26 protein-coding genes and 2 tRNA genes are annotated in these 24,782 nt (G+C 49.8%); 16 read left to right on the forward strand and 12 right to left on the reverse strand.

The window, feature by feature from the left end; genetic code table 11:
* Nucleotides 1-9: 9 nt before the first annotated feature.
* Nucleotides 10-840, reverse strand: coding sequence for an undecaprenyl-diphosphatase UppP (uppP, locus tag AB9H23_RS07650; RefSeq protein ID WP_370004657.1), 831 nt, complete (start codon nucleotides 838-840; stop codon nucleotides 10-12).
* Between the two features lie 60 nt (nucleotides 841-900).
* On the reverse strand, nucleotides 901-1,821 hold the full coding sequence (ilvE, locus tag AB9H23_RS07655; protein WP_370004658.1) for a branched-chain-amino-acid transaminase: 921 nt from the start codon (nucleotides 1,819-1,821) through the stop codon (nucleotides 901-903).
* A 109-nt stretch (nucleotides 1,822-1,930) separates the two neighbouring features.
* On the opposite strand from ilvE, the gene AB9H23_RS07660 reads away from it, so the two are divergent.
* The 3 genes from AB9H23_RS07660 to AB9H23_RS07670 all read left to right on the forward strand — a co-directional run bounded on the left by AB9H23_RS07660 (nucleotide 1,931) and on the right by AB9H23_RS07670 (nucleotide 2,897).
* Nucleotides 1,931-2,002 (forward strand) — tRNA-Val (locus AB9H23_RS07660).
* 28 nt (nucleotides 2,003-2,030) lie between these two features.
* Nucleotides 2,031-2,102: transfer RNA gene (locus AB9H23_RS07665), tRNA-Val, on the forward strand.
* Nucleotides 2,103-2,267: 165 nt separating this feature from the next.
* Nucleotides 2,268-2,897 (forward strand): DUF11 domain-containing protein, encoded by a 630-nt coding sequence (locus AB9H23_RS07670; protein WP_370004659.1) that lies wholly within the window; start codon nucleotides 2,268-2,270, stop codon nucleotides 2,895-2,897.
* A gap of 74 nt (nucleotides 2,898-2,971) precedes the next feature.
* Here AB9H23_RS07670 and AB9H23_RS07675 read toward each other — a convergent pair whose 3' ends face one another.
* On the reverse strand, nucleotides 2,972-3,745 hold the full coding sequence (locus AB9H23_RS07675) for a restriction endonuclease (RefSeq protein WP_370004660.1): 774 nt from the start codon (nucleotides 3,743-3,745) through the stop codon (nucleotides 2,972-2,974).
* Between the two features lie 88 nt (nucleotides 3,746-3,833).
* On the opposite strand from AB9H23_RS07675, the gene surE reads away from it, so the two are divergent.
* The 6 genes from surE to AB9H23_RS07705 all read left to right on the forward strand — a co-directional run bounded on the left by surE (nucleotide 3,834) and on the right by AB9H23_RS07705 (nucleotide 6,950).
* Complete coding sequence (gene surE / locus AB9H23_RS07680; protein WP_370004661.1) at nucleotides 3,834-4,610, forward strand: 5'/3'-nucleotidase SurE; 777 nt, start codon at nucleotides 3,834-3,836, stop codon at nucleotides 4,608-4,610.
* A gap of 343 nt (nucleotides 4,611-4,953) precedes the next feature.
* Nucleotides 4,954-5,172, forward strand: a complete 219-nt coding sequence (locus AB9H23_RS07685; protein WP_370004662.1) for a hypothetical protein — start codon at nucleotides 4,954-4,956, stop codon at nucleotides 5,170-5,172.
* Nucleotides 5,169-5,879: a hypothetical protein gene (locus AB9H23_RS07690; protein ID WP_370004663.1), complete on the forward strand. Its 711-nt coding sequence runs from the start codon at nucleotides 5,169-5,171 to the stop codon at nucleotides 5,877-5,879. The genes AB9H23_RS07685 and AB9H23_RS07690 overlap by 4 nt, the downstream gene beginning before the upstream one ends.
* A 179-nt stretch (nucleotides 5,880-6,058) precedes the next feature.
* The gene (locus AB9H23_RS07695; protein ID WP_370004664.1) at nucleotides 6,059-6,346 is read left to right on the forward strand and encodes a winged helix-turn-helix domain-containing protein; all 288 of its coding nucleotides are present in this window, start codon (nucleotides 6,059-6,061) and stop codon (nucleotides 6,344-6,346) included.
* Nucleotides 6,343-6,660 (forward strand): hypothetical protein, encoded by a 318-nt coding sequence (locus tag AB9H23_RS07700; protein WP_013294865.1) that lies wholly within the window; start codon nucleotides 6,343-6,345, stop codon nucleotides 6,658-6,660. Before AB9H23_RS07695 ends, AB9H23_RS07700 begins: the two co-directional genes overlap by 4 nt.
* A gap of 86 nt (nucleotides 6,661-6,746) precedes the next feature.
* On the forward strand, nucleotides 6,747-6,950 hold the full coding sequence (locus AB9H23_RS07705; RefSeq protein ID WP_237779089.1) for an LSM domain-containing protein: 204 nt from the start codon (nucleotides 6,747-6,749) through the stop codon (nucleotides 6,948-6,950).
* Here the strand turns inward: AB9H23_RS07705 and AB9H23_RS07710 are convergent, their stop codons facing one another.
* From AB9H23_RS07710 to AB9H23_RS07725, 4 genes are all read right to left on the reverse strand, one after another.
* On the reverse strand, nucleotides 6,951-7,943 hold the full coding sequence (locus AB9H23_RS07710; protein ID WP_370004665.1) for a methanogenesis marker 12 protein: 993 nt from the start codon (nucleotides 7,941-7,943) through the stop codon (nucleotides 6,951-6,953).
* A gap of 45 nt (nucleotides 7,944-7,988) precedes the next feature.
* Complete coding sequence (gene ilvC / locus AB9H23_RS07715) at nucleotides 7,989-8,975, reverse strand: ketol-acid reductoisomerase (protein WP_370004666.1); 987 nt, start codon at nucleotides 8,973-8,975, stop codon at nucleotides 7,989-7,991.
* Between the two features lie 62 nt (nucleotides 8,976-9,037).
* A complete protein-coding gene (gene ilvN, locus AB9H23_RS07720) occupies nucleotides 9,038-9,535 on the reverse strand; it encodes an acetolactate synthase small subunit (protein ID WP_321211333.1) in 498 nt (165 codons plus the stop codon).
* Between the two features lies 1 nt (nucleotide 9,536).
* Nucleotides 9,537-11,261 carry an acetolactate synthase large subunit gene (locus AB9H23_RS07725; RefSeq protein ID WP_370004667.1) on the reverse strand — a complete coding sequence of 575 codons (1,725 nt, stop codon included), beginning with the start codon at nucleotides 11,259-11,261 and terminating at the stop codon, nucleotides 9,537-9,539.
* Nucleotides 11,262-11,392: 131 nt separating this feature from the next.
* Between AB9H23_RS07725 and purD the strand changes: the two genes are divergently transcribed.
* Together purD and argF are read left to right on the forward strand one after the other, a co-directional pair.
* Nucleotides 11,393-12,706 (forward strand): phosphoribosylamine--glycine ligase, encoded by a 1,314-nt coding sequence (gene purD / locus AB9H23_RS07730; RefSeq protein ID WP_370004668.1) that lies wholly within the window; start codon nucleotides 11,393-11,395, stop codon nucleotides 12,704-12,706.
* Between the two features lie 12 nt (nucleotides 12,707-12,718).
* Complete coding sequence (argF, locus tag AB9H23_RS07735) at nucleotides 12,719-13,618, forward strand: ornithine carbamoyltransferase (protein WP_370004669.1); 900 nt, start codon at nucleotides 12,719-12,721, stop codon at nucleotides 13,616-13,618.
* Nucleotides 13,619-13,786: 168 nt separating this feature from the next.
* Here the strand turns inward: argF and argS are convergent, their stop codons facing one another.
* From argS to ilvD, 3 genes are read right to left on the reverse strand one after another with little or no spacing between them, the layout of a single operon-like run.
* Complete coding sequence (argS, locus tag AB9H23_RS07740) at nucleotides 13,787-15,469, reverse strand: arginine--tRNA ligase (protein WP_370004670.1); 1,683 nt, start codon at nucleotides 15,467-15,469, stop codon at nucleotides 13,787-13,789.
* Nucleotides 15,470-15,484: 15 nt separating this feature from the next.
* Nucleotides 15,485-15,922 (reverse strand): signal peptidase I, encoded by a 438-nt coding sequence (locus tag AB9H23_RS07745; RefSeq protein ID WP_321211338.1) that lies wholly within the window; start codon nucleotides 15,920-15,922, stop codon nucleotides 15,485-15,487.
* Nucleotides 15,923-15,930: 8 nt separating this feature from the next.
* Nucleotides 15,931-17,580, reverse strand: a complete 1,650-nt coding sequence (gene ilvD / locus AB9H23_RS07750) for a dihydroxy-acid dehydratase (RefSeq protein WP_370004671.1) — start codon at nucleotides 17,578-17,580, stop codon at nucleotides 15,931-15,933.
* 108 nt (nucleotides 17,581-17,688) lie between these two features.
* Between ilvD and AB9H23_RS07755 the strand changes: the two genes are divergently transcribed.
* Nucleotides 17,689-18,900 (forward strand): MgtC/SapB family protein, encoded by a 1,212-nt coding sequence (locus AB9H23_RS07755; protein ID WP_370004672.1) that lies wholly within the window; start codon nucleotides 17,689-17,691, stop codon nucleotides 18,898-18,900.
* 103 nt (nucleotides 18,901-19,003) lie between these two features.
* Here the strand turns inward: AB9H23_RS07755 and AB9H23_RS07760 are convergent, their stop codons facing one another.
* Both AB9H23_RS07760 and hcp read right to left on the reverse strand, forming a co-directional pair.
* Complete coding sequence (locus AB9H23_RS07760) at nucleotides 19,004-19,321, reverse strand: cupin domain-containing protein (protein ID WP_321211341.1); 318 nt, start codon at nucleotides 19,319-19,321, stop codon at nucleotides 19,004-19,006.
* 6 nt (nucleotides 19,322-19,327) lie between these two features.
* A complete protein-coding gene (hcp, locus tag AB9H23_RS07765; protein WP_370004673.1) occupies nucleotides 19,328-20,803 on the reverse strand; it encodes a hydroxylamine reductase in 1,476 nt (491 codons plus the stop codon).
* An 86-nt stretch (nucleotides 20,804-20,889) separates the two neighbouring features.
* Here hcp and AB9H23_RS07770 point away from each other — a divergent pair, with 86 nt between their 5' ends.
* From AB9H23_RS07770 to AB9H23_RS07785, 4 genes are all read left to right on the forward strand, one after another.
* Nucleotides 20,890-21,795 (forward strand): TrmB family transcriptional regulator, encoded by a 906-nt coding sequence (locus AB9H23_RS07770; protein ID WP_370004674.1) that lies wholly within the window; start codon nucleotides 20,890-20,892, stop codon nucleotides 21,793-21,795.
* Nucleotides 21,792-23,609: a threonine--tRNA ligase gene (locus AB9H23_RS07775; protein ID WP_370004675.1), complete on the forward strand. Its 1,818-nt coding sequence runs from the start codon at nucleotides 21,792-21,794 to the stop codon at nucleotides 23,607-23,609. Before AB9H23_RS07770 ends, AB9H23_RS07775 begins: the two co-directional genes overlap by 4 nt.
* A 101-nt stretch (nucleotides 23,610-23,710) precedes the next feature.
* Complete coding sequence (locus tag AB9H23_RS07780; RefSeq protein WP_370004676.1) at nucleotides 23,711-24,478, forward strand: ParA family protein; 768 nt, start codon at nucleotides 23,711-23,713, stop codon at nucleotides 24,476-24,478.
* Between the two features lie 4 nt (nucleotides 24,479-24,482).
* On the forward strand, nucleotides 24,483-24,782 hold the full coding sequence (locus tag AB9H23_RS07785) for a hypothetical protein (protein ID WP_370004677.1): 300 nt from the start codon (nucleotides 24,483-24,485) through the stop codon (nucleotides 24,780-24,782).

Here is a 24,782-nt window from a genome sequence, read left to right on the forward strand (position 1 = left end):
TCCTATAAATCAGAGAATTGACACCCCGAGGACCAGGAGACCCACTGCAAAGCAGTAGGAGGCGAAAACATAGAGATCCCTTTCCCTTATTAGCTTCAACAGGAACTTTATTGCAATGTAACCTGATACAGCGGATGCCACGAAACCCGCGATCATACTGGCACCCAGGAGGTCCATACCTGCACTGATATCCTTCACCTGGATGATTGCAGCCCCCAGTATGGCGGGTATTGAGAGAAGGAAGCTGTACCTTGCTGCAAGCTCCCTTTCAAATCCAAGGAAGAGACCTGCGGATATGGTTGCACCGGAACGGGATATACCCGGGGCTATTGCCAGTGCCTGGGCACCCCCTATTATGAGGGAATCCCTGACACCCAGTTTTTCAAGAGGAAGTTTTTCCCTTACCCTTGCGCTGATCCTCTCCGAACTCCACAGGAGAAGACCCGTTACTATAAGGAAAAATCCAACGGCTGTTATGCTACTGAAGAGGGATTCGAAGAAGTCCTTGAACAGTACACCGGCAAGCCCGGCGGGGATGGTACCTATGATGACCATCCAGGCCAGCCTCTTATATGGATCCTCATCTATCCCATTCCTGAAATTGCCTCCGGGAATATCTGTAAGACTTGAGATGAATGACCTTATCATGTGGACTATATCACTCCAGAAGTAGGTGACAACAGCCACCAGGGTTCCCACATGGAGCAGGGTGTCAAATGCAAGGCTGGATTTAACACCCATTATTTCAGGTACGAGCACAAGGTGACCTGAGCTGCTTACTGGTAGGAACTCTGTGAGCCCCTGAACAATTCCGATTATTATTGCCTGAAGAACATCCATGGAAATCACTTATAACTTTTAACTTATAACTTCCAGGTTTTCACTTATAATGCTGAAATACTAGAGGTAGGTTAACCAGCCGAAGCTGTCCTCTGATTCGGCCCTGATTATCCTGAAGAACTCATTCTGCAGTATCTCTGTCACAGGCCCCCGTCGACCTGAACCTATCTCTATACCATCAACGGACCTCACAGGGGTTATCTCTGCGGCTGTACCTGTGAAGAAGATTTCATCTGCAAGGTAAAGCATCTCCCTTGTAATAGGTTCTTCACGGACAGGGACGCCCTCGGCCCTGGCTATCTTCATCACAGAATCCCTTGTTATCCCCTTAAGGAGGGAGGAGGATACAGGTGGTGTCTGAAGCTCACCGTCAGTTACGATGAATATGTTCTCCCCGCTGCCCTCACTGACATAGCCATGGTAGTCCAGCATTATTGCCTCGTCATAGCCATGTCTAACAGCTTCCATTTTGGCCAGCTGGGAGTTCAGATAGTTTCCACCGGCCTTTGCAAGGTTTGGCATTGTGTTTGGGGCCATCCTCCGCCAGGTTGAAACACCCACGTCAACACCCACCTCAAGGGCCTCTGCCCCCAGGTAAGCCCCCCATTCCCAGGCAGCTATGGCAACCTCAACAGGGCAGTTAACCGGGTGAACGCCCATCTCTCCATACCCCCTGTAGACAACTGGCCTTATGTAGCACTCATCGAGCCCGTTCTCCCTGACGGTCTCAATTATTGCCTCGCATATCTGCTCCTCTGTGTAGGGGATATCCATCCGGTATATCTTTGCAGAATCAAAGAGCCTCCTCACATGCTCCCGCAAACGAAAAATGGCGGATCCTTTCCTGTTCCTGTAGCACCTTATCCCCTCAAACACTGAGGATCCGTAGTGCACTACATGTGAAAGGACATGTAATGTGGCGTCTTCCCAATCAACCATTTCACCGTTGAACCATATCTTTCCACTGGCTTCACATGACATGAGAATAACCTCAGAATGATATTCACTACCTTAGTTATACTCCAAGGTTTATATATTAGCCCCATAACCGGAAAAGTTTATATAGGGTAAGACTTTAAAGTCACACTGAGGGCCGGTGGTCTAGGGGTATGATACCTCGCTTACAACGAGGTGGTCACGAGTTCGAATCTCGTCCGGCCCATCTGATGATTATTGAAGGATCCCGCTGGGGGCCGGTGGTCTAGGGGTATGATACCTCGCTCACACCGAGGTGGTCACGAGTTCGAATCTCGTCCGGCCCACTGGATTTAATTTTATGAATGCAGCAGTTAATTTTTCATGAGTTCTTAATGATCATCAATCAAGACCTACCACTTTTCAGAACATTTATAATCAGTGAAAAACATAAAACCAATAGAGCGTCGAATTTCTTTTCTTTGTCGATGCTGAACTGAGGGGGGGTGAGAATGCACAGATTTTTTGTCCTTGCCCTGCTATTCATGGCAGTCGGGACTGTGAGTGCCCAGGAAACAGAGGACAATGTACAGATCGCATCGGATCTTGCAGTGGATGCAGAATACCTTGATCTTGATGAAAACATTATAAACAGTACCTCTGTTGGAGATGAGGTATTTGAGGGAGTGGCAGTCACAAACAATTTACCATCAACTGCAACCGGAGTGAAGGTAACCATCACAAGGAGCAGCAATTATCCCTTTGAATACCTTGAACATGAGGTATCCTGGGACAATGGGGTCACATGGATCTACAATGACCCATCGTACAATCCATCAACCAGTGAGTGGACTATAGGGAACCTGCCAGCCGGCGCAGTCTATAAACTCGTTGTACACCAGAGGGCCGTGGCAACTGGAACAGCACAGTTCACTGCAACCATCTCAGGTGATCTGCCTGATATAAATGCCACCAATAACCAGGATACGGCAACCATCGACGTCACTGAATCATCTGAAGAACCGGAATATCAGGTAACAGGAGCAAAAATGGTTCCCATGCAGGAGACAGGCGCATCCGCAGGATTACTCGTGGCAGGGATATTTATCCTTGGCGCGGGGCTGGTTATCTCAAGAAGATAACCATTTATTTTTTGGATCAGTCAGCTAAATCTTATTATTCAGTTTTAAGTTGCAGAGGTCGCTTATTCAGATTACTAGATCAGTATCAGTATGACAAGGAGGAGAAGAGAACTGAAGAACACTATTGTTCCCTTTATCATTATGACAGCACCGTCATCCTCAACAAGGTAGGGTATACCATAGGAGAGGGCAGCGGCAATCATTATCTTCACGACGCCTGTGATACTTGTCCCCAGGCCCGCGGCCATCTGCAGTATTGTTGCAATCAGGAAGGAAACCGCCACAACGGTTATTATGAGTATGATGGTGTTCTGCAGAAGACCCCTTATAATGGGGGTAAGGGGCTGGCGTCTTTCCCTCCTTGATAGAAGTCCCCTCTGGGACCCTGTGTGCCCTGTGTGAAATATGGTTGAGGGGGGACCGTATACCTCAACCTCCTCCTCGTAGTATTCATCCTCTTCCTCTTCTTCAGGAACCTGGATTTTCTTTGAAAACTCCTCAGCAATTTTTATGAGGCCATTTCTGTCTATCAGCTTCATGTTTCTCTTGACGGCATAGTTTCTGGCCTGGGATGAGAAATCGGATGTTGTAACAATCACCACCTTGGAGGCCTTCAGGGTCTTTGCAGCCATTTCCATTTCCTTTAAAACGTCCATACCAACCTTCCAGTTTTCATCATAGTTCTTACAGGCCACCACAACCCCTATGTCCCCGAGGGTGGTGGGGAGAATACCATATATGTCCACTATGTGCTGGGAGGTTCTGAAATCCTTGTAAACCTTGAAACCAGAATCCTCCATGACTTTGGCGATGAAATCCACGAGTTTCTGCTTCTTCAATTCCTCCACCCTCCGGGGTTAGACTTAATAGAGCTATGTTATAAGATATACTTAAAATTTGATATAAATGCTAGTAAAAGGATAGAGATGGTTACCAATGAAGATTCTCATAACAAATGACGACGGAGTGAACTCATCAGGGATTCTGGCGGCCAGGAAGGCTGTTGAAAACCTTGGAGAGACAATTATAGTGGCTCCAGCCACTCAGCAGAGCGGCATAGGCCATGCACTCACCCTCTTTGAACCCATAAGGGTTAGCGAGGTCACACTCAGGGACGGTTCAGAGGCCTACGCGGTTTCAGGGACACCAACAGACGCCATAATAATAGGGATATTCGAGCTGATGGATGAGAAACCTGACCTTGTAATATCCGGCATAAATATGGGGGAAAACCTTGGGAAATCTGAACTCACAACATCAGGGACAATAGGTGCCGCAATGGAGGCGGCGGTTCATGGTGTACCCTCCCTTGCAGTTTCACTCCAGGTGAGGAGGGGGGACATCAAGTTTCATGATGGTCATGTGGACGTGGACTTTTCACTGGCATCTGAGCTGACGGAACGGGTTGCATCCAGGATACTCAGGAAGGGCTTACCTGATGGTGTTGATTTTCTCAACCTTAACATCCCATCACACCCCTCAGGAAATGATATACGTATCACAAGACTCGGGGACAGGATGTACAATGTCCACATCAAGAAGAGGCTGGATCCAAGGGGGAGGCCCTACTACTGGATTGATGGTGACCCTGCAGGGAGGGACGCCCCTGGAACAGATGTCCATACCCTGAAGGCTGAAAACACTGCAACCCTCACACCGGTATCCCTTGACTGCACCGCGCCCCTTGACTCAATGAGGGAATGGCTTGATTAGTGGCCGGAGATCCTCGATAACTCATTTGACCATACATCCATGCTTCTGTTCTCTGAATATATCCTGACTTCTGGATCTAAGAATTTCTTTTTACTTTTCTGGTCACTGTTTGGTGTAGATGTGATTTTTTGGAATTTCTTTTTATTTTGGTCTCCATAATCTGGTGGAGATCTGGGTGTAAATTCGGAAAAATTTCTTTTAATAGAAGGTACAATTTTAAAATAAAAGATTGGAGGACCTTAAAATGGAATACACTATTTTTAAAGTGACCCTTCCATTAATAGGGCTTTATATATTAACCTATACCCTTTACAGGAATGGGAGGATACGAAGAAGTTTTCATGTGAACCTCTGGAACCTGGTCATACTCATTGCATTCCTGATATCAGGAATTGGAGGTTTCGTCCTTCTCCTCCTGCTGGAGAATGGCATAAGGTTTTCACTGAACTCACAGCTTCTCTACTGGCATGTGGAGGCGGGCCTGGCCCTCGTGCTTGTGACGGTTTTTCACTTCCACTGCTACACAGGCAGCTTAAACAGAATCCTGGGGGTTGGTAAATGAACCTGAGGAAAGGATTTAAGTTTCTGACTGGAATTTTACCATTCGCAGCCGCAATATCCACTTCTGAGATTTCATGCGCCGCTTCATGCCCCTATGGTCTTGTGAACGACCCCTACCCTGGACAGTGCCCAAGGTTCACGGACCTCAACGGTGACGGCATATGTGACCTCTCACAGACATCAGTCTCAAACGATTACGCAGCATCTGAGGATCGGGAAGCTTCTTCATCTGACCAGAAGGATTCTTCATCCAGTGGTAGCGATGATTACAGTCCAGCAGAAACTTCTGAAATTAACAGGACGCAGAATCAGACCCCTGAACATAACGTGAGCGGAGATGTTTCAGACGGTACCAGTGGAGAGTTCAGCGGCCATGAAACAGATTACCATTTAATACCTGTGAGCCTCATTATAGCGGGGGCGTACCTCATAACGCTTTACCTCATGCGCAGCGGCTATATCAGGGGTTCAGTGTACAGAAGGCTGTGGAACATGCTACTGACTGTGGGATATGCCGGGACAGGAATTACAGGCATACTCCTCCTCATATTCATACGCCTTGGTATAAAAACTGCCCTGAATCCATCTGTGACCTACTGGCATGCTGAACTGGCAATTCTGATGGTTATAGGTACCCTGATACATGCCCACATCTACTGGAAGCCCTTAAAGGGCATGTTCAGGCAGCTGGTGAGGGGTGCATCCTGATGGTGAAGCAAATCACCACTGCAGGATCCTGAGATGGGCTTCAGAATCCCCATTCCTTACCTTTAAAATTCCCCTTTAAGCATCATGTGTGGACTCTCATGTATTCAAAGGTGAACAACTGGATGGATCAGTGCCAAAAAATTATCCATAGTTATCCCCATAGGTATAAGCGTGGTTTCATGAAGAGGCTCCTGTGGTGGCTTATTGCAGCGACACGTGGGGGGGTGAACCGTGCAAGGATAATCAGAATGCTGCATGAGAGGCCATACAACACCAACCAGCTGGCAGAGGCTCTTAACCTGGACTATAAGACTGTTCAGCATCACCTAAGGGTTCTTGAGAAGAATAAAATCATAGTATCGTCAGGTGAGAGGTACGGAAAGATGTACTTTCTTTCAGATGCAATGGAGGAGAATTACGACTTATTTGAGGATATACTGGATAGGGTGCAGGGGGTTGATGTATGAGAGAAGTTCATGACCGTAATTTCATGGCAGATCCCGGGCTCACATTCCTGGCGGTTGTGGTTGGGATTCTGAATGTGTTCGTCCTCCTCATCCTTCTTGGGGTCTATGTTTCAAGCTACAGGAAGATCCGGTCCAGTTTTACACTGGGCCTTATCGGTTTTTCACTGCTCCTGCTCCTGCAGAACATCATATTCATCATATTCATGCTGACACGGGAGGGCTTCAGGGGACATGGACTGGGATTTCCTGTTCTCAGTGTTAACCTCTGCCAGCTTGGCGCGCTTCTGGTTCTCCTCAGGATAACCTGGGAGTAGCCCTGCAGTTTAACTGAAGGATGAGGATATGTGAAGTATATATAGGCGAATCATTATAGGATTACTAAATCTTTAAGGGGATTCTGATGAAAGGCGATGATAAGGAGTTCAGGGTTAACAAACAGTTCCTGAAGTTTAAAAACAGGAATGTTCTTCTAACACTCAAAAACAATGAAGAGGCAAGGGGAAAACTCATATCAATAGATAATTACCTCAACACAGTTCTTCAGACTGAGGAGGGCATCAGGTTCATTAAGGGAACCAAGATAGCGTTCATTGCAATGGAATAATTAAATATCAACCTCTATCCCAAGAATATCTCTTTTACCTCCGTGTATATCACGCGCTATCTGGGCACTTCCCATGGAACCGGAGGTTGCATCCAGCCTCTTCACAGGGGCCAGTTCATCCACCATATCCGCAAGTTTTCCGTGGAAGTCGTAGGGTTCCCTCATGGCACCCATTGATCCAGTGAGAACGATCCCATCAACACGCTCTGAGATGCCTGCAAGCCCCCATATCTCCATGGCTATAGTCATTATCATGGTCTCAAGTGCAAGGGCCGCTTCCTTCCTTCCCTCAAGGTACATATCAAGGAGTTCATCCCTTGCACGGGATACCCTCGTATCTATTCCGGCTATCTTAACAGCCCCGGCATGTGAAAAACACTCGTTCGCTGTTTTTTCACCATCATCTATTTTCCTGAGCATTTCAAGGTCAAGGGGCCCATGTATAACCCCCATGGCACCTATACAGGCATCCATAGCGCCTCTTATCTTCCCGTCCTGTATGAGCATGGTTACCGTATTGGAACTTATATCGGAAACTATCATGTTCTCCCACCCGGTCTCCAGGTATGCGTTGTAGCATATGCTCACCTTCTCTGGACTTGCGTGGTGGGAGTAGGCTGCCCGGAACCTCTCATCAAGACAGGGGGTGTTGCGGTGAAGGCCAGGTATCAGTACAGTGGGTATTCCCGAGGACTCTATTTCACTGTAAACGGCTGTCCCGCCACCTGTGACCTTACCGGCCCCTCCAATGGAGATGATACCCCTGTTCTTCACCCGATCAATGGGCTTTATCCTGTTTATACCGTCACCCATTGCATAGGTTATTGCCATGAGTTCTATCTCTTCGGGGGACACCCTTCCTTCAAGCTCCTCAAGGGCGGAAACTCTGCCCGCCGAGAGTTCCTCCCTCCCTATCTTGAAGTGCTCGGCCCCATCCCCGAGGATTGTGAAGGACACGCCTGTTGTCCCATGGTCCATACCCACAAATACCAAGCCAATCACCTTTTAAAAGAAAAACATGGGATTTATCGGCGGAGTTTATTTTTCAAGGCCGCAGAGTTTCCTGAGCTTTGAGCCCACCTTCTCTATCTCCAGTTCTCCCTCAAGGGCCCTCATCCTTTTAAGCATCGGGGCACCGGCCCTGTTTTCAAGGGCCCATTCCTTGGCGAATTTACCGTTCTGGATCTCTTCCAGTATTTTCTGCATTTCCTTCTCTGTTTCCTCTGTTATAACCCTCTTTCTCCTTGTAAGGCCCCCGAACTCTGCTGTGTTACTCACATTGTGCCACATTCCCTGGAATCCCCTCTCATAGATGAGGTCCACTATCAGTTTGAGTTCGTGGCATGTCTCAAAGTAGGCGATCTCTGGCTGATAACCGGCCTTCACAAGGGTCCTGAATGCGGTGTTTATGAGTTCTGTTACACCACCACAGAGCACGGCCTGTTCACCAAAGAGGTCGGTCTCTGTTTCCTCCTTGAAGGTGGTCTCAAGGACACCTGCACGTGCAAGTCCGCATGCCTTTGCCATTGCAAGGGCCTGTTCAAGGGCGTCTCCTGTTGCATCCACCTCAACAGCCACAAGACCAGGTATGCCGAAACCCTCAAGGTAGGTTCTCCTCACCATTGCACCGGGACCCTTGGGGGCCACCATGGTGACGTTTACCCCTTCAGGGGCCCTTATGTAGCCGTAGTGTATGTTGTAGCCATGTGAGAAGGATATTGTGTTGCCCTCCCTGAGATAGGGTTTTATGGACTGCTCAAATACTGTCTCCTGTATCTCGTCGGGTATGAGTATGTGTACGACGTCGGCCTCCCTTGAGGCGTCTTCAACTGTCATTACGTTCATACCATCATCATGGGCCTTCTTCCAGGATGCTCCGCCCCTTCTGAGCCCAACTATAACATCAAGTCCGCTGTCGGCCATGTTCCTGGCCTGGGCTTCTCCCTGACTGCCGTAACCTATGACGGCTATCTTCTTATCTGCCAGTATCTCCATGTCAATGTCATTTTCATAGTAGATCTTCATGAAAAACCTCCTCATCTCTAATTAACAGGATCATTAAAAATAAAATTTGTGTTCATCTGGATTCAGATGGTTCTGCCACCACGGGACATTGCAGTTGGCCCGGTCCTTGCAAGTTCCTTGATTCCAAAGACCTTCAGGAGCTCAAGGAAGGCGTCTATCTTCTCTGAGTCCCCGGTGACCTCAACTGTAAGCGCCTCACTGCTCACGTCCACTATCCTCCCCCTGAAGATGTTGGTGTACTGTATTATCTCTGACCTCTCCTTCTCTGATGGGGCGTGTACCTTAACCATGCATAGCTCCCTCTTAACGGTGGATGATGGTTCAAGGTCACGGACCTTTATAACGTCTATCAGCTTATTGAGCTGCTTGGTTATCTGTTCAAGCACACGGTCGTCGCCCCTGGCTATTATGGTCATCCTGGCGATTCCAGGGGTTTCGGATTCCCCTACAGTGATGCTTTCGATGTTGAATCCGCGCCTTGTGAAGAGTCCTGCAACCCTCTGAAGGACACCGGGTCTGTGCTCAACAAGGGCACTGATGATGTGTGTGTCGGGTTTCATCTTAATCACCGTCCGCCTTCACTCCAGAGTATCTTATTTCCTGGGGATCCTCCCTTTCAACCCTGTACTCCCCCACTATTTCGGTCAGACCGCAACCTGGCGGGACCATTGGGAGTATCTCCTCAGGGTCTATAACTATATCCAGCAGGGCAGGTTCACCTGATCTTATGGCCCTTGAAAGGGCTTCAGATGTTTCACCCGGTTTTTCGACCCTTTCGGCCTCAATTCCAAATGATTCAGCCAGTTTAACAAAATCCGGGACCTCACCGAGGTGTGTATGGGACATCCTCTCATCATAGAAGAGGCGCTGCCACTGGGCAACCATACCCAGGTGGCGGTTGTCCATGACACATATCACAACGGGTATGTCGTATTCCCTTATGGTTGCAAGGTCCTGGCAGACCATCAGGAATCCGCCGTCGCCACAGACAGCCACAACGTCATTCTCTGGAAGAGCAACCTTTGCCCCTATGGCGGCAGGAAAACCGAAACCCATGGTCCCAAGGCCACCTGATGATATGAATTTTCTGGGGGCCCTTGATGTGTAGAAGTGGGCCATCCACATCTGGTTCTGCCCAACGTCTGTTGTGACAACGGTTTCATCATCCAGGACCTGGCTTATCTCCTTTATAACCTGCTGGGGTTTCAGAGGAACTTCGTCATAACTCATTCTTGGCATGCAGTCCGTCCTGAACTTCTGAACTCCCCTCAGCCACTCATCATCCCTTTCACCGTGTTTCTTGAGTTTTTCTATAAGCTCCCTAAGGACATTCCTGGCGTCACCCACGATGGGGACATCAACGGCCACGTTTTTACCTATCTCGGCAGGGTCGATATCCACGTGTATTATTCTGGCATTGGGGGCGAATTCTGCAACATTACCGGTTGTACGGTCTGAGAATCTGCATCCAACCGCTATGAGGCAGTCACACTCATCCACTGTCAGGTTTGCAACCTTGCGGCCGTGCATCCCCAGCATACCCATGGCCGAAGGATGGTCCTCAGGGAAAGAACCCTTACCGAGGAGCGTGGTGGTCACAGGGGCCTTTATGAGTTCTGATAACTCCATGATCTCCTTTGAGGCCCCTGATATTATCACCCCACCACCCGCCAGTATAACGGGCTTTTCTGATCTCCTTATGAGCTCTGCAGCCCTCTTTATCTGGAGCGGGTGGCCCCGGAGGGTTGGCCTGTAGCCCTGAAGGTCCAGCTCATCAAGTGGGTCCTGGACCTCCTGTTCCTGTATGTCCTTTGGAAGGTCTATGACAACGGGGCCAGGGCGACCTGTCTTTGCGATGTGAAAACTTGCCCTTACCATTGCGGGGATTTCACTTGCATCCGCTGGCTGGAAGCTGTGCTTTGTGATGGGCATGGTTATGCCTATCATGTCCACCTCCTGGAAGGCATCATTTCCGATGAGGTGGGTGGGGACCTGACCTGCAATTGCAACTATTGGTGAGGAGTCCATGTAGGCTGTTGCGATACCGGTTACCAGGTTTGTGGCCCCTGGCCCTGAGGTTGCTATGCAGACCCCCACCCTGCCTGAGGCCCTTGCATATCCATCTGCAGCGTGGGCCGCGCACTGCTCATGTCTTACAAGGATGTGTTTGAGTTCGGAATCATAGAGCATGTCATAGAGTGGCAGTAACTGTCCACCGGGGTATCCGAATACGGTGTCTGCTCCCTGATCCAGAAGTGATCTGATTATTGCCTGGCCACCTTTCATTGGAAACACCTTGAAAATCTATCATTATTATTAATGACATATTTCTTATAAATACATAATAAAGGTAAGTGGTAAGGTTATATAAAACAATAGGGAGATTTAAGTTTATCAATTTCAGGGAGGATTATCCGATGAAAATACTTGTTGTGGGAACAGGAGCAAGGGAACATGCCATCTGCAGTGCACTGGCAGATGAGGCAACGATATACTCTGTGATGGGTAACAGGAACCCCGGCATATCAAGGCTTGCCAGTGAATTCATGGTTGCTCCTGAGGTTGACACAGAAAGGGTGGTCAATTTCGCATCCAGTAAGGGCGTTGACATGGCATTCATAGGTCCTGAGGCACCCCTCGAGGCAGGGCTGGTCAATGCCCTTGAGGAAGCAGGCATACCATCGGTGGGGCCCACCAGGGAGGCTGCCAGAATTGAGACAGACAAGTCATTCATGCGCAGACTCTTTGAAAGTTACAGTATCCCCGGGTCAATAACCTACCGTGTCTTTGATGACAGGGATGAACTCAGGGAGTTCATGGATGAATTTGAGGGCGAGGCTGTGGTAAAGCCGGTGGGACTCACAGGCGGAAAGGGCGTTAAGATAGTCGGTGAACACCTCCAGGACAACTCAGAGGCAATCGAATACGCCTGCGAGGTAATAGATAATCTTATAGGTGGCCATGCAAGCGTTGTTATAGAGGAAAGGGTTGTTGGGGAGGAATTCACCGTCCAGGCCTTTTCTGACGGCGACCGTATCGTGCCAATGCCTGCTGTACAGGACCACCCCCACGCATATGAGGGGGACCAGGGCCCAATAACAGGGGGGATGGGTTCCTACTCCGACTCAGATGGTCTTTTACCGTTCCTGACACAGAAGGACTATGATGAAGCAGTTGAGATAATGCAGAAGACGATCGATGCGATTAAAAGTGAGGCAGGGCCCTATAAGGGAGTTCTCTATGGACAGTTCATGCTCACAGCCGACGGACCGAAACTCATAGAGTACAATGCACGTTTCGGGGACCCTGAGGCAATGAATGTGCTCCCACTACTTGAGTCCAGCATGCTTGAGATCTGTGAGGGAGTCGTGGACGGAAATCTCAGCGGGGCAAGGTTCAGGAACCTTGCAACGGTCTGCAAGTACCTTGTACCTGAGGGCTACCCTGATAAGGGGGTTGCAGGCTCTGAAATAAGGGTTGAAGAGGATAAGATCGAGGACATGGGGGTTATAACCTACTATGCAGCGGTTAACCAGGAGAACAGCACCATATACACCTCTTCATCCAGGGCACTTGCACTGGTGGCCCTTGCAGAGGACATATACTCTGCAGAGGAGCTCTGTGAGAACGCCACAGGATACGTGAAGGGAAGACTCTACCACCGGAGAGATATAGGTACCAGGGAGCTTGTTGAGAAGAGAGTGAAGCACATGGAGGACCTCCGGTCCTGAGGAGTGGGGCAGATGAAACATCTTCTATCTGTATGCGACATGGACGACGTGGTGGCGCTCCTTGACCTTGCAGATGACTACAAGGGAGGGGAAATCCCAGGGAAGGTCCTTGAGGGCAGGACCCTTGCCATGATCTTTGAGAAATCATCAACAAGGACCCGGGTCTCCTTTGAAGTCGGGGCATCCCAGCTGGGTGCACAGCCCCTCTATCTATCAGCATCAGACCTGCAGCTTGGAAGGGGGGAGCCAATAGCAGACACCGCCAGGACCCTCAGCAGATACGTTGACGGGATCATGATAAGGGCCATAAGGCACTCAGACGTGGTTGAACTTGCGTCAGAGTCTTCTGTACCTGTTATAAATGGGCTTACGGATCTTGAACACCCATGCCAGGCGCTGGCTGACATGCAGACTGTAAGGGAGAAACTGGGAGACTTCAGCGGCCGACTGGTATTCGTGGGAGATGGTAACAACGTCTGCAACTCACTGCTCCTCATAACAGCAATGCTGGGGATGGACATGGACGTTGCCTGCCCACCAGGCTATGAACCCCACCCAGAAATCACTGGAATGGCAGAGAAAATCGCCAGAAAAAGTGGTTCAGAGATAAGGGTGTTCCATGATCCTAGGGAAGCTGTTGATGGTGCGGATGTTGTCTACACCGACGTCTGGGTCAGCATGGGCTATGAGGAAGAGACCGAGGAACGCCTCAGGGTATTCAGGCCTTACCAGGTGAACTCAGAGCTCATGAAACTCGCATCCCCTGATGCCATATTCATGCACTGTCTTCCGGCTGTGAGGGGGCAGGAGACAACCTCTGAGGTCATCGACGGGCCGCAGTCAGTTGTCTGGGATCAGGCAGAAAACAGGCTACATGCACAGAAGGCGATAATGCACTGGCTCATGGGATGATTGAGGGTGTTGCCTGTGATGGACTGCTCAGGCAGTTATGAACTGGAGTCCAAGGAGGGCCTCTCTGTTCATAGCATCCTTCTTTTATCCAACGCCGACTGAATGCCAGACTTCAATACATTATGTGGCACATGAATTTCTGAATAGCAGTTTAACCAAAAATTAAATTTACATGGTCTTCGGGGCATGTATACCCAGAAGACCCAGGGCATTCCTGATTACGATTCTAACAGAATCAACGAGCCTCAACCTTGCACCCTCAAATTCAGACCCGATGACAGGGGTGGATCTGTAGAAACTGTTGAAGGCATTTGCAAGGTCCTGCACGTACTGTGCCACGGGGTGAACCCTCCTTGCCATGGCGGCCTCCTCAACAACCACAGGGAAACGGGCAAGGAGACGGACAAGTTCTTTTTCATCGTTTTCAGGTTTCCAGGTGTCTTCGATGTCCTCATCACCATTGAAGGATGCCTTCTTGAGGAGCTTGCACGCCCTTGCATGGGCATACTGTATTGATGCACAGCCACGTTCAAAACTGAGGGCCTCATCCCACCTGAACACAATGTGCTTCTCGGGGGAAAGGCGCGCTATATAGTACCTTATGGCCCCGTTGCCGATGGCCTCGGCGATTCCATCTGCAACGTCATCTGGAAGTTCTCTCCTTTTTTTAACCTCCTCAAGGGCCCTTTTATGGGCCTCATCCATCAGTTCATCCACCGATATGAAGACCCCCCTCCTGGTGGACATTGAGCCCTCAGGGAGTGTTATGAACTCATAGAATATGACCTCGGGTTTCTTACCACCCAGGAGATCCACGGCGATCCCCACCTGCTCTGCTGCAAGTTTATGGTCTGATCCAAGGACGTCGATGAGAATATCCCCTTCACGGGATTTCTGGAGATGGTAGGCTATGTCCCTTGTGGAGTAGAGGGAGGTTCCATCTGAACGGGTGAGCACAAGCTCCTTTTCAATGCCGAAATCCTCAAGGTCAAGGTAGAGGACCTCATTTTCCCTGGTGAGTCCCGTTTTTCTGAGGGATTCTATAACCTCACCAACCGTCCCATCCCTCACCAGTTCCCCCTCCCACACGAACCTGTCGTGGTGGACATGGAGCCTCTGCATGGTCTCCTTCATCCCATCAAGGCAGTACTCCACAACCTCCCTGAAGGTGTCCTCGTTCTCACCGGCCTCGTATTTCCTCAGGAGTTCATCCACCTCGTCCTTTATACCTGGATCCTCGCCGAGTTTCTGGTTAACCTCAAGGTAGAGCCTTCCAACCCGGTGGTCCCTCTTATCCCCGGGGTAATCATCCAGGTTTTTCTGGAGGTTCAGGAGGCCCCAGACTATCATGGCTATCTGGCGCCCCATGTCATTGACATAGTACTGGGTTTCAACCTGGTATCCTGCCTTTCTGAGTATCCTTGCAAGTGAGTCCCCGATGATGGCATTCCTTATATGCCCTATGTGCAGCGGACCGTTGGGGTTTGCAGAGGTGTGCTCAAGGATTATCCTCTCACCCCTCTCTGGATGGGATCCGTATTCGTCATCCATGATTTCAAGGAGTTTCCCTGAGAGCTTCCCATAGTCAACAAAGAAGTTTATGTAGGGTCCCTTTGATTCGACGGCTTCAAAGATCTCAGGAGTTTCAATCACCGACATTATATCTGAGGTTATCTCCATGGGGGGCCTTTTGAGTTCACCTGCAAGTTCAAAGGCCACCGTGCATGCAAGATCACCCAGCTGGGGGTTTGGTGGTTCCTCCAGTTTGATCTCTGATGGTACCGGTAGCTGGAGCTTCTCAAGCGCTTCAGTTATTGAATCCCTTGCACTGTTTTCAATGTATCTGAACAATTTCCTCACCTGCCTTCAGAGTCCCTTAAGCCAGAGGGTTATGTAGCCCACCTTGGGTATCATCAGCGGATTTGAACCCACCGTTATGACCCTTGCCTCAACCTGTGATGGGTACACAGGTGCGGGGTCAGGTGATGGGTTGTTGTCACCCTTTGTGATGTAGTATTTTTGACCTGCTTTATCCTTTTCGACGGCTATAACCCGATGTATAACCGGTTCAGGGAACCATGTGGCGTCATAGATTATTATGTCACCCTTCTGTACGTTTTCAGGGTTCAGTTCCTTTATTCCGAAAAAGTTGCTCTTTTCGATTATCACTATGTCTCCCCTGTAGAAGACGGGCTCCATGCTTCCTGATACAACCACGTTCATGTGCTGTGATGCAACAACAGCAAGTAAGAGGAGGAGAATGTATGCTGCTGCCTCAAGCCATTCCCTTTTATCATCACTCATGCTTACACCTATCTCAGAATGGCACCTGTATCTGCTGAACCTGCGAGTTTCCTGTAGCGTGCAAGCCATCCCTTAACGTGGCGTTCCGGTTTTTCTGCAGATTCAATCCTTCTTCTGATCTCATCTTCCGTCAGATCAACCTCAAGTTTTCTTGAGGGTATATCTATTCTTATGGTGTCCCCATCCCTCACAGCTGCTAGGGGTCCATCCTCCATTGCCTCGGGGGATACGTGACCCACGCATGGCCCCCGGGTACCGCCTGAGAACCTTCCATCGGTTATGAGGGCCACCCTTTCAAGCCCCATACCCGCAATTGCAGAGGTTGGGTTCAGCATCTCCCTCATGCCAGGGCCGCCCTTGGGTCCCTCGTATCTTATGACGATAACATCTCCCTCGGCTATCTCCCCACCGAATATTGCCTCAACACATTCGTCTTCACTCTCAAATACCCTGGCTGGGCCCTCGTGGACCATCATATCCTCTGCAACGGCTCCCTGCTTCACCACGGAGCCCCGGGGTGCCAGGTTACCCCTGAGTATGGCGAGGCCACCCTCCTGGTGGACCGGGTCATCCAGGGGCCTTATAACTGTGGTGTCCCTCACCCTGGTATCCCTCATGTTCTCAGCTACGGTTTTTCCTGTGCAGGTGATGCAGCTGGTGTTGAGGTGATCCCTGAGGGTTTTCATGACAGCCTGTATTCCCCCTGCCCTGTCAAGGTCTATCATCATATGCTCACCTGCCGGTGATATTGATGCTATGTGGGGTATTCTGCGGCTCAGCTCATCAAAGACATCAAGGTTGATGCCAAGGCCCTCTATCTCGGCTGCTATGGCCGGGATGTGGAGTGCACTGTTGGTTGACCCCCCAAGTGCAAGGTCCACCATCACAGCGTTCTCAAATGCCTCTCTGCTCATTATTTTTGCGGATTTAAGGTCTTCCTTCACCATTTCCACTATCCTGTGGCCTGAAAGCCTTGCAATCTGCCTCTTTTTTGAGGTTACAGCATGGGCGGTTGCGCATCCAGGGAGGCTCATACCCAGGGCCTCTGTGAGGCAGGCCATGGTGTTGGCTGTGAAGAGTCCTGCACATGAACCTGGACCTGGACAGGCGCATCTTTCGAGCTCGGCGAGTTCATCCTCACTCATTTCACCTGCACTCACGGCGCCCACACCCTCGTATACATTTATGAGGTCAACCTTTCTTCCCTGGAACTCTCCTGGCAGCATGGGGCCACCGGTGACCACTATTGATGGTATGTCAAGTCTTGCAGCGGCCATCAGCATACCGGGGACTATCTTATCACAGGTTGGAAGAAGGACAAGTCCGTCAAGGGCGTGGGCCATTGCCATGCTCTCCACGGTATCGGCGACTATCTCCCTTGATGCAAGGGAGTACTTCATGCCCTCATGGTTCATGGCTATGCCGTCGCATATGGCCATGGTGTTGAATTCAAATGCAACTCCACCTGCAGCGTTGATTCCAGCCCTGACTTCATCTGCAAGTTCTCGAAGGTGGAGGTGGCCTGGCACGATATCCGTGTAGCTGTTGGCTATCCCTATGAATGGCTTTTCAAAGTCCTGGTCTGTCAGGCCACATGCCCTGAGGAGGGAGCGGTGGGGCGCCCTCTGTATTCCCCTCTTTATGGTATCACTTTTCATATAATCACCGTTATTATCATCACCCTGATTATTATTAATTATCATGGAATAAATAATATTAATTTAACTGTCATATATTATAACATGGATTTCCCGGTAATTAAGTTTTTGATAGCCCTTGCCATAGGAGCCCTGGTGGGTATTGAGAGGGAAAGGCGGACCCAGGGGACTGAATTTGCGGGTATAAGGACCTTCATCCTGATATCACTCATGGGGGCCCTTTCAGCGTATCTATCAGGGATTTTCCCTCTGATGCTTCCTCTTGCCTTTCTGGGTCTGGTTGCCATAGTATCTGCAAGTTACATTGTGAGCACAAAAGATGATGGGGATATCGGAATAACAGGGGAGGTCGCAGCGTTTATAACCTTCATGCTAGGTGCTATGTGTTTTTCAGGTGATTACAGGCTTGCGGCAATGCTTGCCATTATTGTAACGGCGCTCCTTGCCCTCAAAAGGTACATTCACATTGCCGTAAGGAGGATAAGTGAGAGGGAGATGATAGATACAATAAAATTCCTTGTAATAGCCTTTGTGATTCTCCCGCTTCTTCCGGATACATCACTTGGCCCTTGGGGGGTTTTCAACCCCTATCAGGTGTGGCTGATGGTTGTGTTCATATCAGCCATAAGCTATGCAGGTTACATTGCCATGAAGATAGCAGGTCCAGAGAGAGGCCTTAGCGCCACCGGAATAATAGGGGGACTGGTGTCGAGCACAGCTGTGGTTACGGCAATGGCAGGGCGCGTGAGGGAATCTGATGATCTCATAAGGCCTGCGGTGTTCGCGGCGGTTGTTTCAAGTTCAATGATGTTTTTCAGGATCCTGCTGGAGGTCTCCGTCATAAACCCCTCACTGATGGGGTACGTTGCACCCCCAATGCTTGCCATGGGGGTAACCGGGATGGCCCTGGGGGTTCTGTTCATCAGGTCACCATCAAAGATTGATCACGATATTAAAATTCAAAACCCATTCTCTGTTAAGCCCGCACTCATATTCGGGGCGCTTTTTCTGGCAATTCTATTCCTATCCAAGGCAGCGAACATCTACCTTGGCCGTGGAGGTGTCCTGGCAGCGGCTGTGATTTCTGGGGTTGCTGATGTGGATGCCATAACTGTGAGCATGTCTTTACTGGCAGCAGGGGGTTCTGTAAGTTCATCAACAGCTGCAGCTGCCATAACCCTCGCAGGAGTCTCAAACACAATTATAAAGGGCGGAATAGCCTTTGCACTTGGCACAAAAATTTTCGGGAAAAGGGTGGGGACCCTCTTCCTTGTCATTGTGGCCACAGGTATCGTGGCGGTTGTCCTTATGGGGATCTAGTGTTTCTTCTGGATGGGTTTTTTTGGCGATATAGACTCTTGGGGATCTGGTTCCTCTGGATTTTTTAGGTAGGGTGTTGGTACTGTCTTAACCAACCGCAAACTCATGACCTTATCATGGTGAGGAGCATCTTGAAGGGTTCCACAGCCATCACCGCATGGGGCTCATTGGCCGGCATTATTATCATCTCCCCTGCGGCCACACGGTTCTTCTCTCCACTTATTGTAATTTCCGCCTCACCCTCAATCACCTGGACCATGGCATCGAAGGGTGCAGTGTGTTCACTGAGACCCTGGCCCCTGTCAAAGGCAAAGAGGGTCACGGTACCGGTGTCCTTTCTGATGATCTCCCTGCTCACCACTGAATCGTCCTGGTAGTCAATCAGCTCATTCAGTTTCAGAACCTTTCCCTTAATCTCCATTTTTCATCACCCAATCATTCTCTTTATATCCTCTTCAGGGTCACCTATTGGTGTGAGTTCATATTTATCAACGAGCACATTTATGATGTCATGGTTGGCCCATCCCGGCAGTATGGGACCTATGTACATGCCCCTGAGGTTAAGTGATAGTAGGCTCCAGAGTATTGCAGCGGCCTTCTGCTCCATCCAGCTGAGGACTATGCTGAGGGGCAGCTCATTCACGTCCATACTGAAGAGGTTGCTCAGTGCCTCCACAAGTTCCACTGCCACTATGGAGTCGTTGCACTGGCCCAGGTCTATGAGCCTGGGAATTCCATCTATGTCACCCAGATCCATTGAGTTGAAACGGTACTTGCCGCAGGCCAGTGTGAGGACCACGGTATCCTCAGGGAGCTTCCTCACAAATTCGGTGTAGTACTTTGCCCGTGGGAGGGGTGAATCACAGCCACCAACAAGGAAGAACCGCCTGATTTTACCCTCCTCCACCAGTTCCTTTATTTTATCTGCAAGTGAGAGGATTGTTGAGAGCCCGAACCCTGTTGTCAGTGTTGTGGCCTCCTCCTCTTTAAGGGGTGGAAGTTCCAGGGCCTTCTCTATCACTGGACTGAAGTCGTAGCCCTCGAGGTGTTCAACTCCAGGTAATGCTGCGACACCACATGTGAACATGCGGGTCCTGTAGTTTTCCCGTGGAAGAAGCACACAGTTTGATGTCCCGAGTAGTGCGGCACTGTAGCGTGAGAATGTCTCCCTCTGGTCGAACCATGGTCCCCCGAGCTGCCCGGCAAGGTGCGGGTACCTTTTCAGTCCGGGGTAACCATGGGCTGGAAGCAGCTCTGAGTGGGTGTAAACGTTTATACCTGTATCTTCGGTCTGTTTGAGCAGTTCTTCAAGCGCCTTCAGGCTGTGGCCTGTTGCTATTATGGCTGGACCATCAAGGGCTCCTACCCTCACCTCTGTGGGTTCAGGTTCCCCGTAGGTATCTATATGGGCCTTCTTGAGGAGTTTCATGGTTCTGAGGTTCATTTCACCCGCCTCAAGGGCGAGGTTTATGAATTCCTCTGCATCGAAGTTGACGTTTGTGAGGGTTGAGTAGAATCCCCTCTCAAGGAATGCGTCCACCTTATCATCTGTGTATCCAAGTTCCCTGGCATGGTATAGGTATGCTGAAATCCCTTTTATTGCAAAAAGGAGATTGTCCTGGAGTCTGGCAACTGTGGGCTCCTTTCCACATACCCCCCTTATTGTGCATGCCTTTCCACGCACGGTCTGGGAGCACTGGTAGCAGAACATGTCTATATCCTCTGGTCGCACGTGTTTTATTTCACCCTTGAGGGGTTCGAACTGGTCCTTCCCCACATTGCAGACCGGGCAGACCCAGTCCTCTGGAAGTTCCTCGAAGGGCGTCCCTGGCTTTATACCTGATCTGGGGTCACCCACATCGGGGTCGTATATGTAGTCACATACCTTGCAGCGGTACTTCATTTCAATCACCATATTAAAAACTGACAGCAAATTATATATAATTTTTGTCACTATTTGAGTATAAAATGTAACAAAAAGGTGTCTGGATGGAACGGAAGGTAATGAAAGCACTTAAACTCATGGGACTTACAGACTATCAGGCTTCTGCATACACTGCAATGGTATCACTGGTATCTGCGGGGGCATCGGAGGCCGCCAAGGCATCGGGAATCCCCAGGTCAAGGATCTATGAGGTACTGAGGCAGCTTTCAGACAGGGGATTTGTGGAGGTGGAGCGCGGCAAACCCCTCAGGTACCATGTGGTCCCCCCTGCAGAGGTTTTCAGGAGGGAAAAAAAGAGAATAATGAAGGAACTGGATGAGGCCATGCACCACCTCAGGCGAACCTACGAGGACCAGGTTGCAAGGGTACCGGCCCCGGTATGGCTCATACACGGACAGGAGAAGATAATGAAGAAGGAACTCGAGATCATATCAAGGACCAGGTCCGAACTCAAAATGAGGATGGGTTTCATGTTCAGGGACGAGCTGAGGGAGCTGCGCCCTGCAATTGAAAGGATAGTGGATAGAGGCGCCGATGTAAGGATAATGGCCCCTGAGGACCTTGATCTGCCCTGTGAGGTGAGGGTCGTGAGCATGCCGCCTGTTCGAATGTTTGTGAGGGATTCACGGGAGATGATGTGGATATTCTCCAGGTTCACACCTGAGGGGTCCCCGATACCTGAGACTGCAATGGGTATATGGAACCAGTACCCTGAGATAGCAGAGAACTACTCAAGGATATTTGACAGCATATGGTATGGGGAATCCTATGGGGGGCAGGAGGTATCTAGCCACACCATTCATGCAACAATCTGGCGGGTTTTCAGCACTGACTCAGCGGATATGCAGTTTTCTGGAGTCTCCTATCATTCCCCTTCACATAGGCAATATTTAAAAACCTTCGCCCTTAAAACAATAACATTATATTATTCTTACAAGGTGATGGCATGAGGATACTGTTAATTCACTCTGATTACCTGGAATACGAGACAAAGAACAAAACAGGGATAGCGGAGGAAATACCTGAAGATAAAATGCAGGGACACTTCACCGAGTCCCTGGTGGTCTTCACAGCGGTGGAGGCTGAGGATGAGGAGAACCCGGATTCAGTCATTGAAAATGCGGCAGATGAAATAGTGAGGGTTTTTGGTGATGTTAAGGCTGATAATGTGGTTATATATCCATATGCGCACCTCAGCTCCTCACTGAGCTCCCCGAAGACAGCCCGCAGAGTTCTTGAGGGAATGGAGGAGGCACTGAGGGAGAGGGGACTTGAGGTCTCAAGGGTCCCCTTCGGCTGGTACAAGGCATTCAGAATATCCTGCAAGGGCCACCCGCTATCGGAACTCTCAAGGACCATAAAGCCGGAGCCCATCAAAGAGGAGGAGGAATCAGAGGAATCAGAGTGGTTCATACTCCATAGGGGCCAGAAAATCAGACCAGAGGAATTCGACTTCACCAGCAGGGACCTTGAAAACCTTGTGAAGTATGAACTGGGTGAACTTGAATCATCCGGCGAGGAGCCGCCACACGTTAGACTCATGAGGGAGAAGGGACTCGCGGATTATGAGCCATCAGCCGATGTGGGACACCTCAGATGGTACCCCCGGGGAAGGCTGATAAGGGATCTTCTTGCAGACTACGTTTACATGCTCGTAACCAGTGAGGGGGCCATGCCGGTTGAGACCCCCATAATGTATGACCTTGAGGACGAGGCCATCAGGGTCCATGCAGAGAAGTTCGGTGAAAGGCAGTACAGGATGAAGAACAAGAAGGAACTCATGCTGCGATATGCATGCTGCTTTGGGGCCTTCAGGATACTCTCAGATTCCTTCCTCACATGGAAGAATCTCCCCGCCTCAATATATGAACTCTCCACCTACAGCTTCAGGCTTGAGAAGAAGGGTGAGGTGGTTGGCCTCAAAAGGCTCAGGGGCTTTACAATGCCCGACCTTCACACGGTATGCGCCGACCTTGAACAGGCCCTCACCGAGTTTGCAGGGCAGGTGGAGATGTGCATGAAGACCGGTGAGGACCTCCAGGTGAACTATGAGGTGATATTCAGGGCCACCAGGGAATTCTATGAGAATTACTCTGACTGGGTGCACTCAGTGGCCGATAAGATAGGAAAACCGATACTACTTGAACTTCTACCCTCAAGGAAGCACTACTGGATTGCCAAGATGGACTTTGCAGCCATAGATTACCTTGGAAGGCCAATAGAGAACCCAACAGTGCAGATAGATGTTGAAAGCGGGGAAAGATTCGGCATAACCTATGTTAACAGTGATGAGGAGGAGGTCAACCCTATAATCCTCCACTGTAGCCCAACAGGAAGCATAGAGAGGGTTATCTGCAGTTTACTTGAAAAGACGGCCATTGAGATGGATGAGAAACCACCCATGCTGCCTGTGTGGCTTTCACCGACACAGGTACGGGTGCTTCCAATTGCCGGGCGACACCTTGAATTTGCAGAGTCCCTTGTATCAGAGATGACTGCAAATGATGTGAGGGCGGACCTTGATGACAGGGCAGAGACCCTTGGTAAGAAGATAAGAAACGCTGCCCAGGACTGGGTACCCTACGTTGTGGTTGTGGGTGACAGCGAACTGGAGGGCAAGCTCACAGTTAACATCAGAAGTACAGGTGAAAAGGTTCAGATGGATCTCGACGAGCTCATTGAACTCGTCAGATCAGAGACCCATGGAATGCCATTCAGAAGGCTGCCCCTCCCTGTCAGGCTATCAGAGAGAATCAACTTCTAAATTTTTTTTGACCCCTCTTCTTATAAGTTATAACTTATAAGATATAATTTATAAGTTCTAAATTCTAAGTTCCAAGTGATCATCCTAAATCAGGTGATTCAATGGGAGAGATAATTTCAATCATAAACCAGAAGGGGGGTTGCGGCAAGACAACAACCGCAGTGAACCTCTCAGCAGCCCTTTCACTCCTTGATAGGAGGGTGCTGGTGGTTGACATGGACCCCCAGGGTAACGCAACAACAGGGTTCGGCGTGAATAAATCTGAGCTGGACTCAACCATCTACACCGTACTCAGCAGAAAGGCATCCCTCAGGGATGTGATACTGCCCGCCGAACTTGAGGACCTCTACCTTGCACCGAGCAACATATCCCTGAGCGGTGCAGAGATCGAACTCAGCAGCGAGATAGGCTACCATGCCATCCTCAAGGAGGCTATGAAGGATATAATGGATGAATTCGACTACATATTCATAGACGCCCCGCCTTCACTGGGGATCCTCACACTCAACGCCCTCGTGGCATCCGACAGCGTCATAATACCAATACAGGCAGAGTACTATGCCCTCGAGGGAATGGCCGACCTCCTAAGGACAATGAACCTTGTTGAGGAACGTCTCCAGAGCCCCTGCCCCATAAAGGGGATACTCATAACCCTCTACGACTCGAGGACACGCCTTGCAAGGGACGTGCAGAGGGAGGTTGAAAGGTTCTTTGGTGAAAGGGAGAATATCTTCAGAACAAGGATACCGAGAAACGTACGCCTTGCAGAGGCCCCCAGCCATGGAAAACCATGCATCACCTATGACCCTGAAAGCACAGGTACAGGGGCCTACATGAAACTCGCAGCCGAAATACTGGATATGGAGTGATATGATGACACAGAAGAAGGGCCTTGGAATGGGACTCGATGCACTCATCCAGTCAAGGACAAGGAAGGAAGTGAAGGAGACTGCGGACTCTGCACCTGGAGATGTGCAGGTTGAGGCTGTTATAAGGGAGGTTAAACGCAACCCCCGCATAACCCTCTGGTCTGCAAGGTCTGCAGCGGTACTCAGGTACCTGAAAAAGACACAGCCGGAGTTCAGCATAAGCAGGGAGGCATCGGACCTCATAGAAAGGGCCGTTAAGGAGAAGTACCCTGAAATATGGGAGATGTTCTCTGAACTCCAGTAA

The organism is Methanothermobacter sp. KEPCO 2 (genome assembly GCF_041228365.1).
In the GTDB taxonomy this organism is placed as follows: domain Archaea; phylum Methanobacteriota; class Methanobacteria; order Methanobacteriales; family Methanothermobacteraceae; genus Methanothermobacter; species Methanothermobacter marburgensis.

What these genes read in the sequence shown, in the direction of transcription:
- uppP (WP_370004657.1), bottom strand. Translation starts at nt 840, where the DNA reads ATGGATGTTCTTCAGGCAATAATAATCGGAATTGTTCAGGGGCTCACA.
- ilvE (WP_370004658.1), bottom strand. Translation starts at nt 1,821, where the DNA reads ATGTCATGTGAAGCCAGTGGAAAGATATGGTTCAACGGTGAAATGGTT.
- AB9H23_RS07670 (WP_370004659.1), top strand. Translation starts at nt 2,268, where the DNA reads ATGCACAGATTTTTTGTCCTTGCCCTGCTATTCATGGCAGTCGGGACT.
- surE (WP_370004661.1), top strand. Translation starts at nt 3,834, where the DNA reads ATGAAGATTCTCATAACAAATGACGACGGAGTGAACTCATCAGGGATT.
- AB9H23_RS07690 (WP_370004663.1), top strand. Translation starts at nt 5,169, where the DNA reads ATGAACCTGAGGAAAGGATTTAAGTTTCTGACTGGAATTTTACCATTC.
- AB9H23_RS07695 (WP_370004664.1), top strand. Translation starts at nt 6,059, where the DNA reads ATGAAGAGGCTCCTGTGGTGGCTTATTGCAGCGACACGTGGGGGGGTG.
- AB9H23_RS07700 (WP_013294865.1), top strand. Translation starts at nt 6,343, where the DNA reads ATGAGAGAAGTTCATGACCGTAATTTCATGGCAGATCCCGGGCTCACA.
- AB9H23_RS07705 (WP_237779089.1), top strand. Translation starts at nt 6,747, where the DNA reads ATGAAAGGCGATGATAAGGAGTTCAGGGTTAACAAACAGTTCCTGAAG.
- ilvC (WP_370004666.1), bottom strand. Translation starts at nt 8,975, where the DNA reads ATGAAGATCTACTATGAAAATGACATTGACATGGAGATACTGGCAGAT.
- ilvN (WP_321211333.1), bottom strand. Translation starts at nt 9,535, where the DNA reads ATGAAACCCGACACACACATCATCAGTGCCCTTGTTGAGCACAGACCC.
- AB9H23_RS07725 (WP_370004667.1), bottom strand. Translation starts at nt 11,261, where the DNA reads ATGAAAGGTGGCCAGGCAATAATCAGATCACTTCTGGATCAGGGAGCA.
- purD (WP_370004668.1), top strand. Translation starts at nt 11,393, where the DNA reads ATGAAAATACTTGTTGTGGGAACAGGAGCAAGGGAACATGCCATCTGC.
- argF (WP_370004669.1), top strand. Translation starts at nt 12,719, where the DNA reads ATGAAACATCTTCTATCTGTATGCGACATGGACGACGTGGTGGCGCTC.
- AB9H23_RS07745 (WP_321211338.1), bottom strand. Translation starts at nt 15,922, where the DNA reads ATGAGTGATGATAAAAGGGAATGGCTTGAGGCAGCAGCATACATTCTC.
- ilvD (WP_370004671.1), bottom strand. Translation starts at nt 17,580, where the DNA reads ATGAAAAGTGATACCATAAAGAGGGGAATACAGAGGGCGCCCCACCGC.
- AB9H23_RS07760 (WP_321211341.1), bottom strand. Translation starts at nt 19,321, where the DNA reads ATGGAGATTAAGGGAAAGGTTCTGAAACTGAATGAGCTGATTGACTAC.
- hcp (WP_370004673.1), bottom strand. Translation starts at nt 20,803, where the DNA reads ATGAAGTACCGCTGCAAGGTATGTGACTACATATACGACCCCGATGTG.
- AB9H23_RS07770 (WP_370004674.1), top strand. Translation starts at nt 20,890, where the DNA reads ATGGAACGGAAGGTAATGAAAGCACTTAAACTCATGGGACTTACAGAC.
- AB9H23_RS07775 (WP_370004675.1), top strand. Translation starts at nt 21,792, where the DNA reads ATGAGGATACTGTTAATTCACTCTGATTACCTGGAATACGAGACAAAG.
- AB9H23_RS07780 (WP_370004676.1), top strand. Translation starts at nt 23,711, where the DNA reads ATGGGAGAGATAATTTCAATCATAAACCAGAAGGGGGGTTGCGGCAAG.
- AB9H23_RS07785 (WP_370004677.1), top strand. Translation starts at nt 24,483, where the DNA reads ATGACACAGAAGAAGGGCCTTGGAATGGGACTCGATGCACTCATCCAG.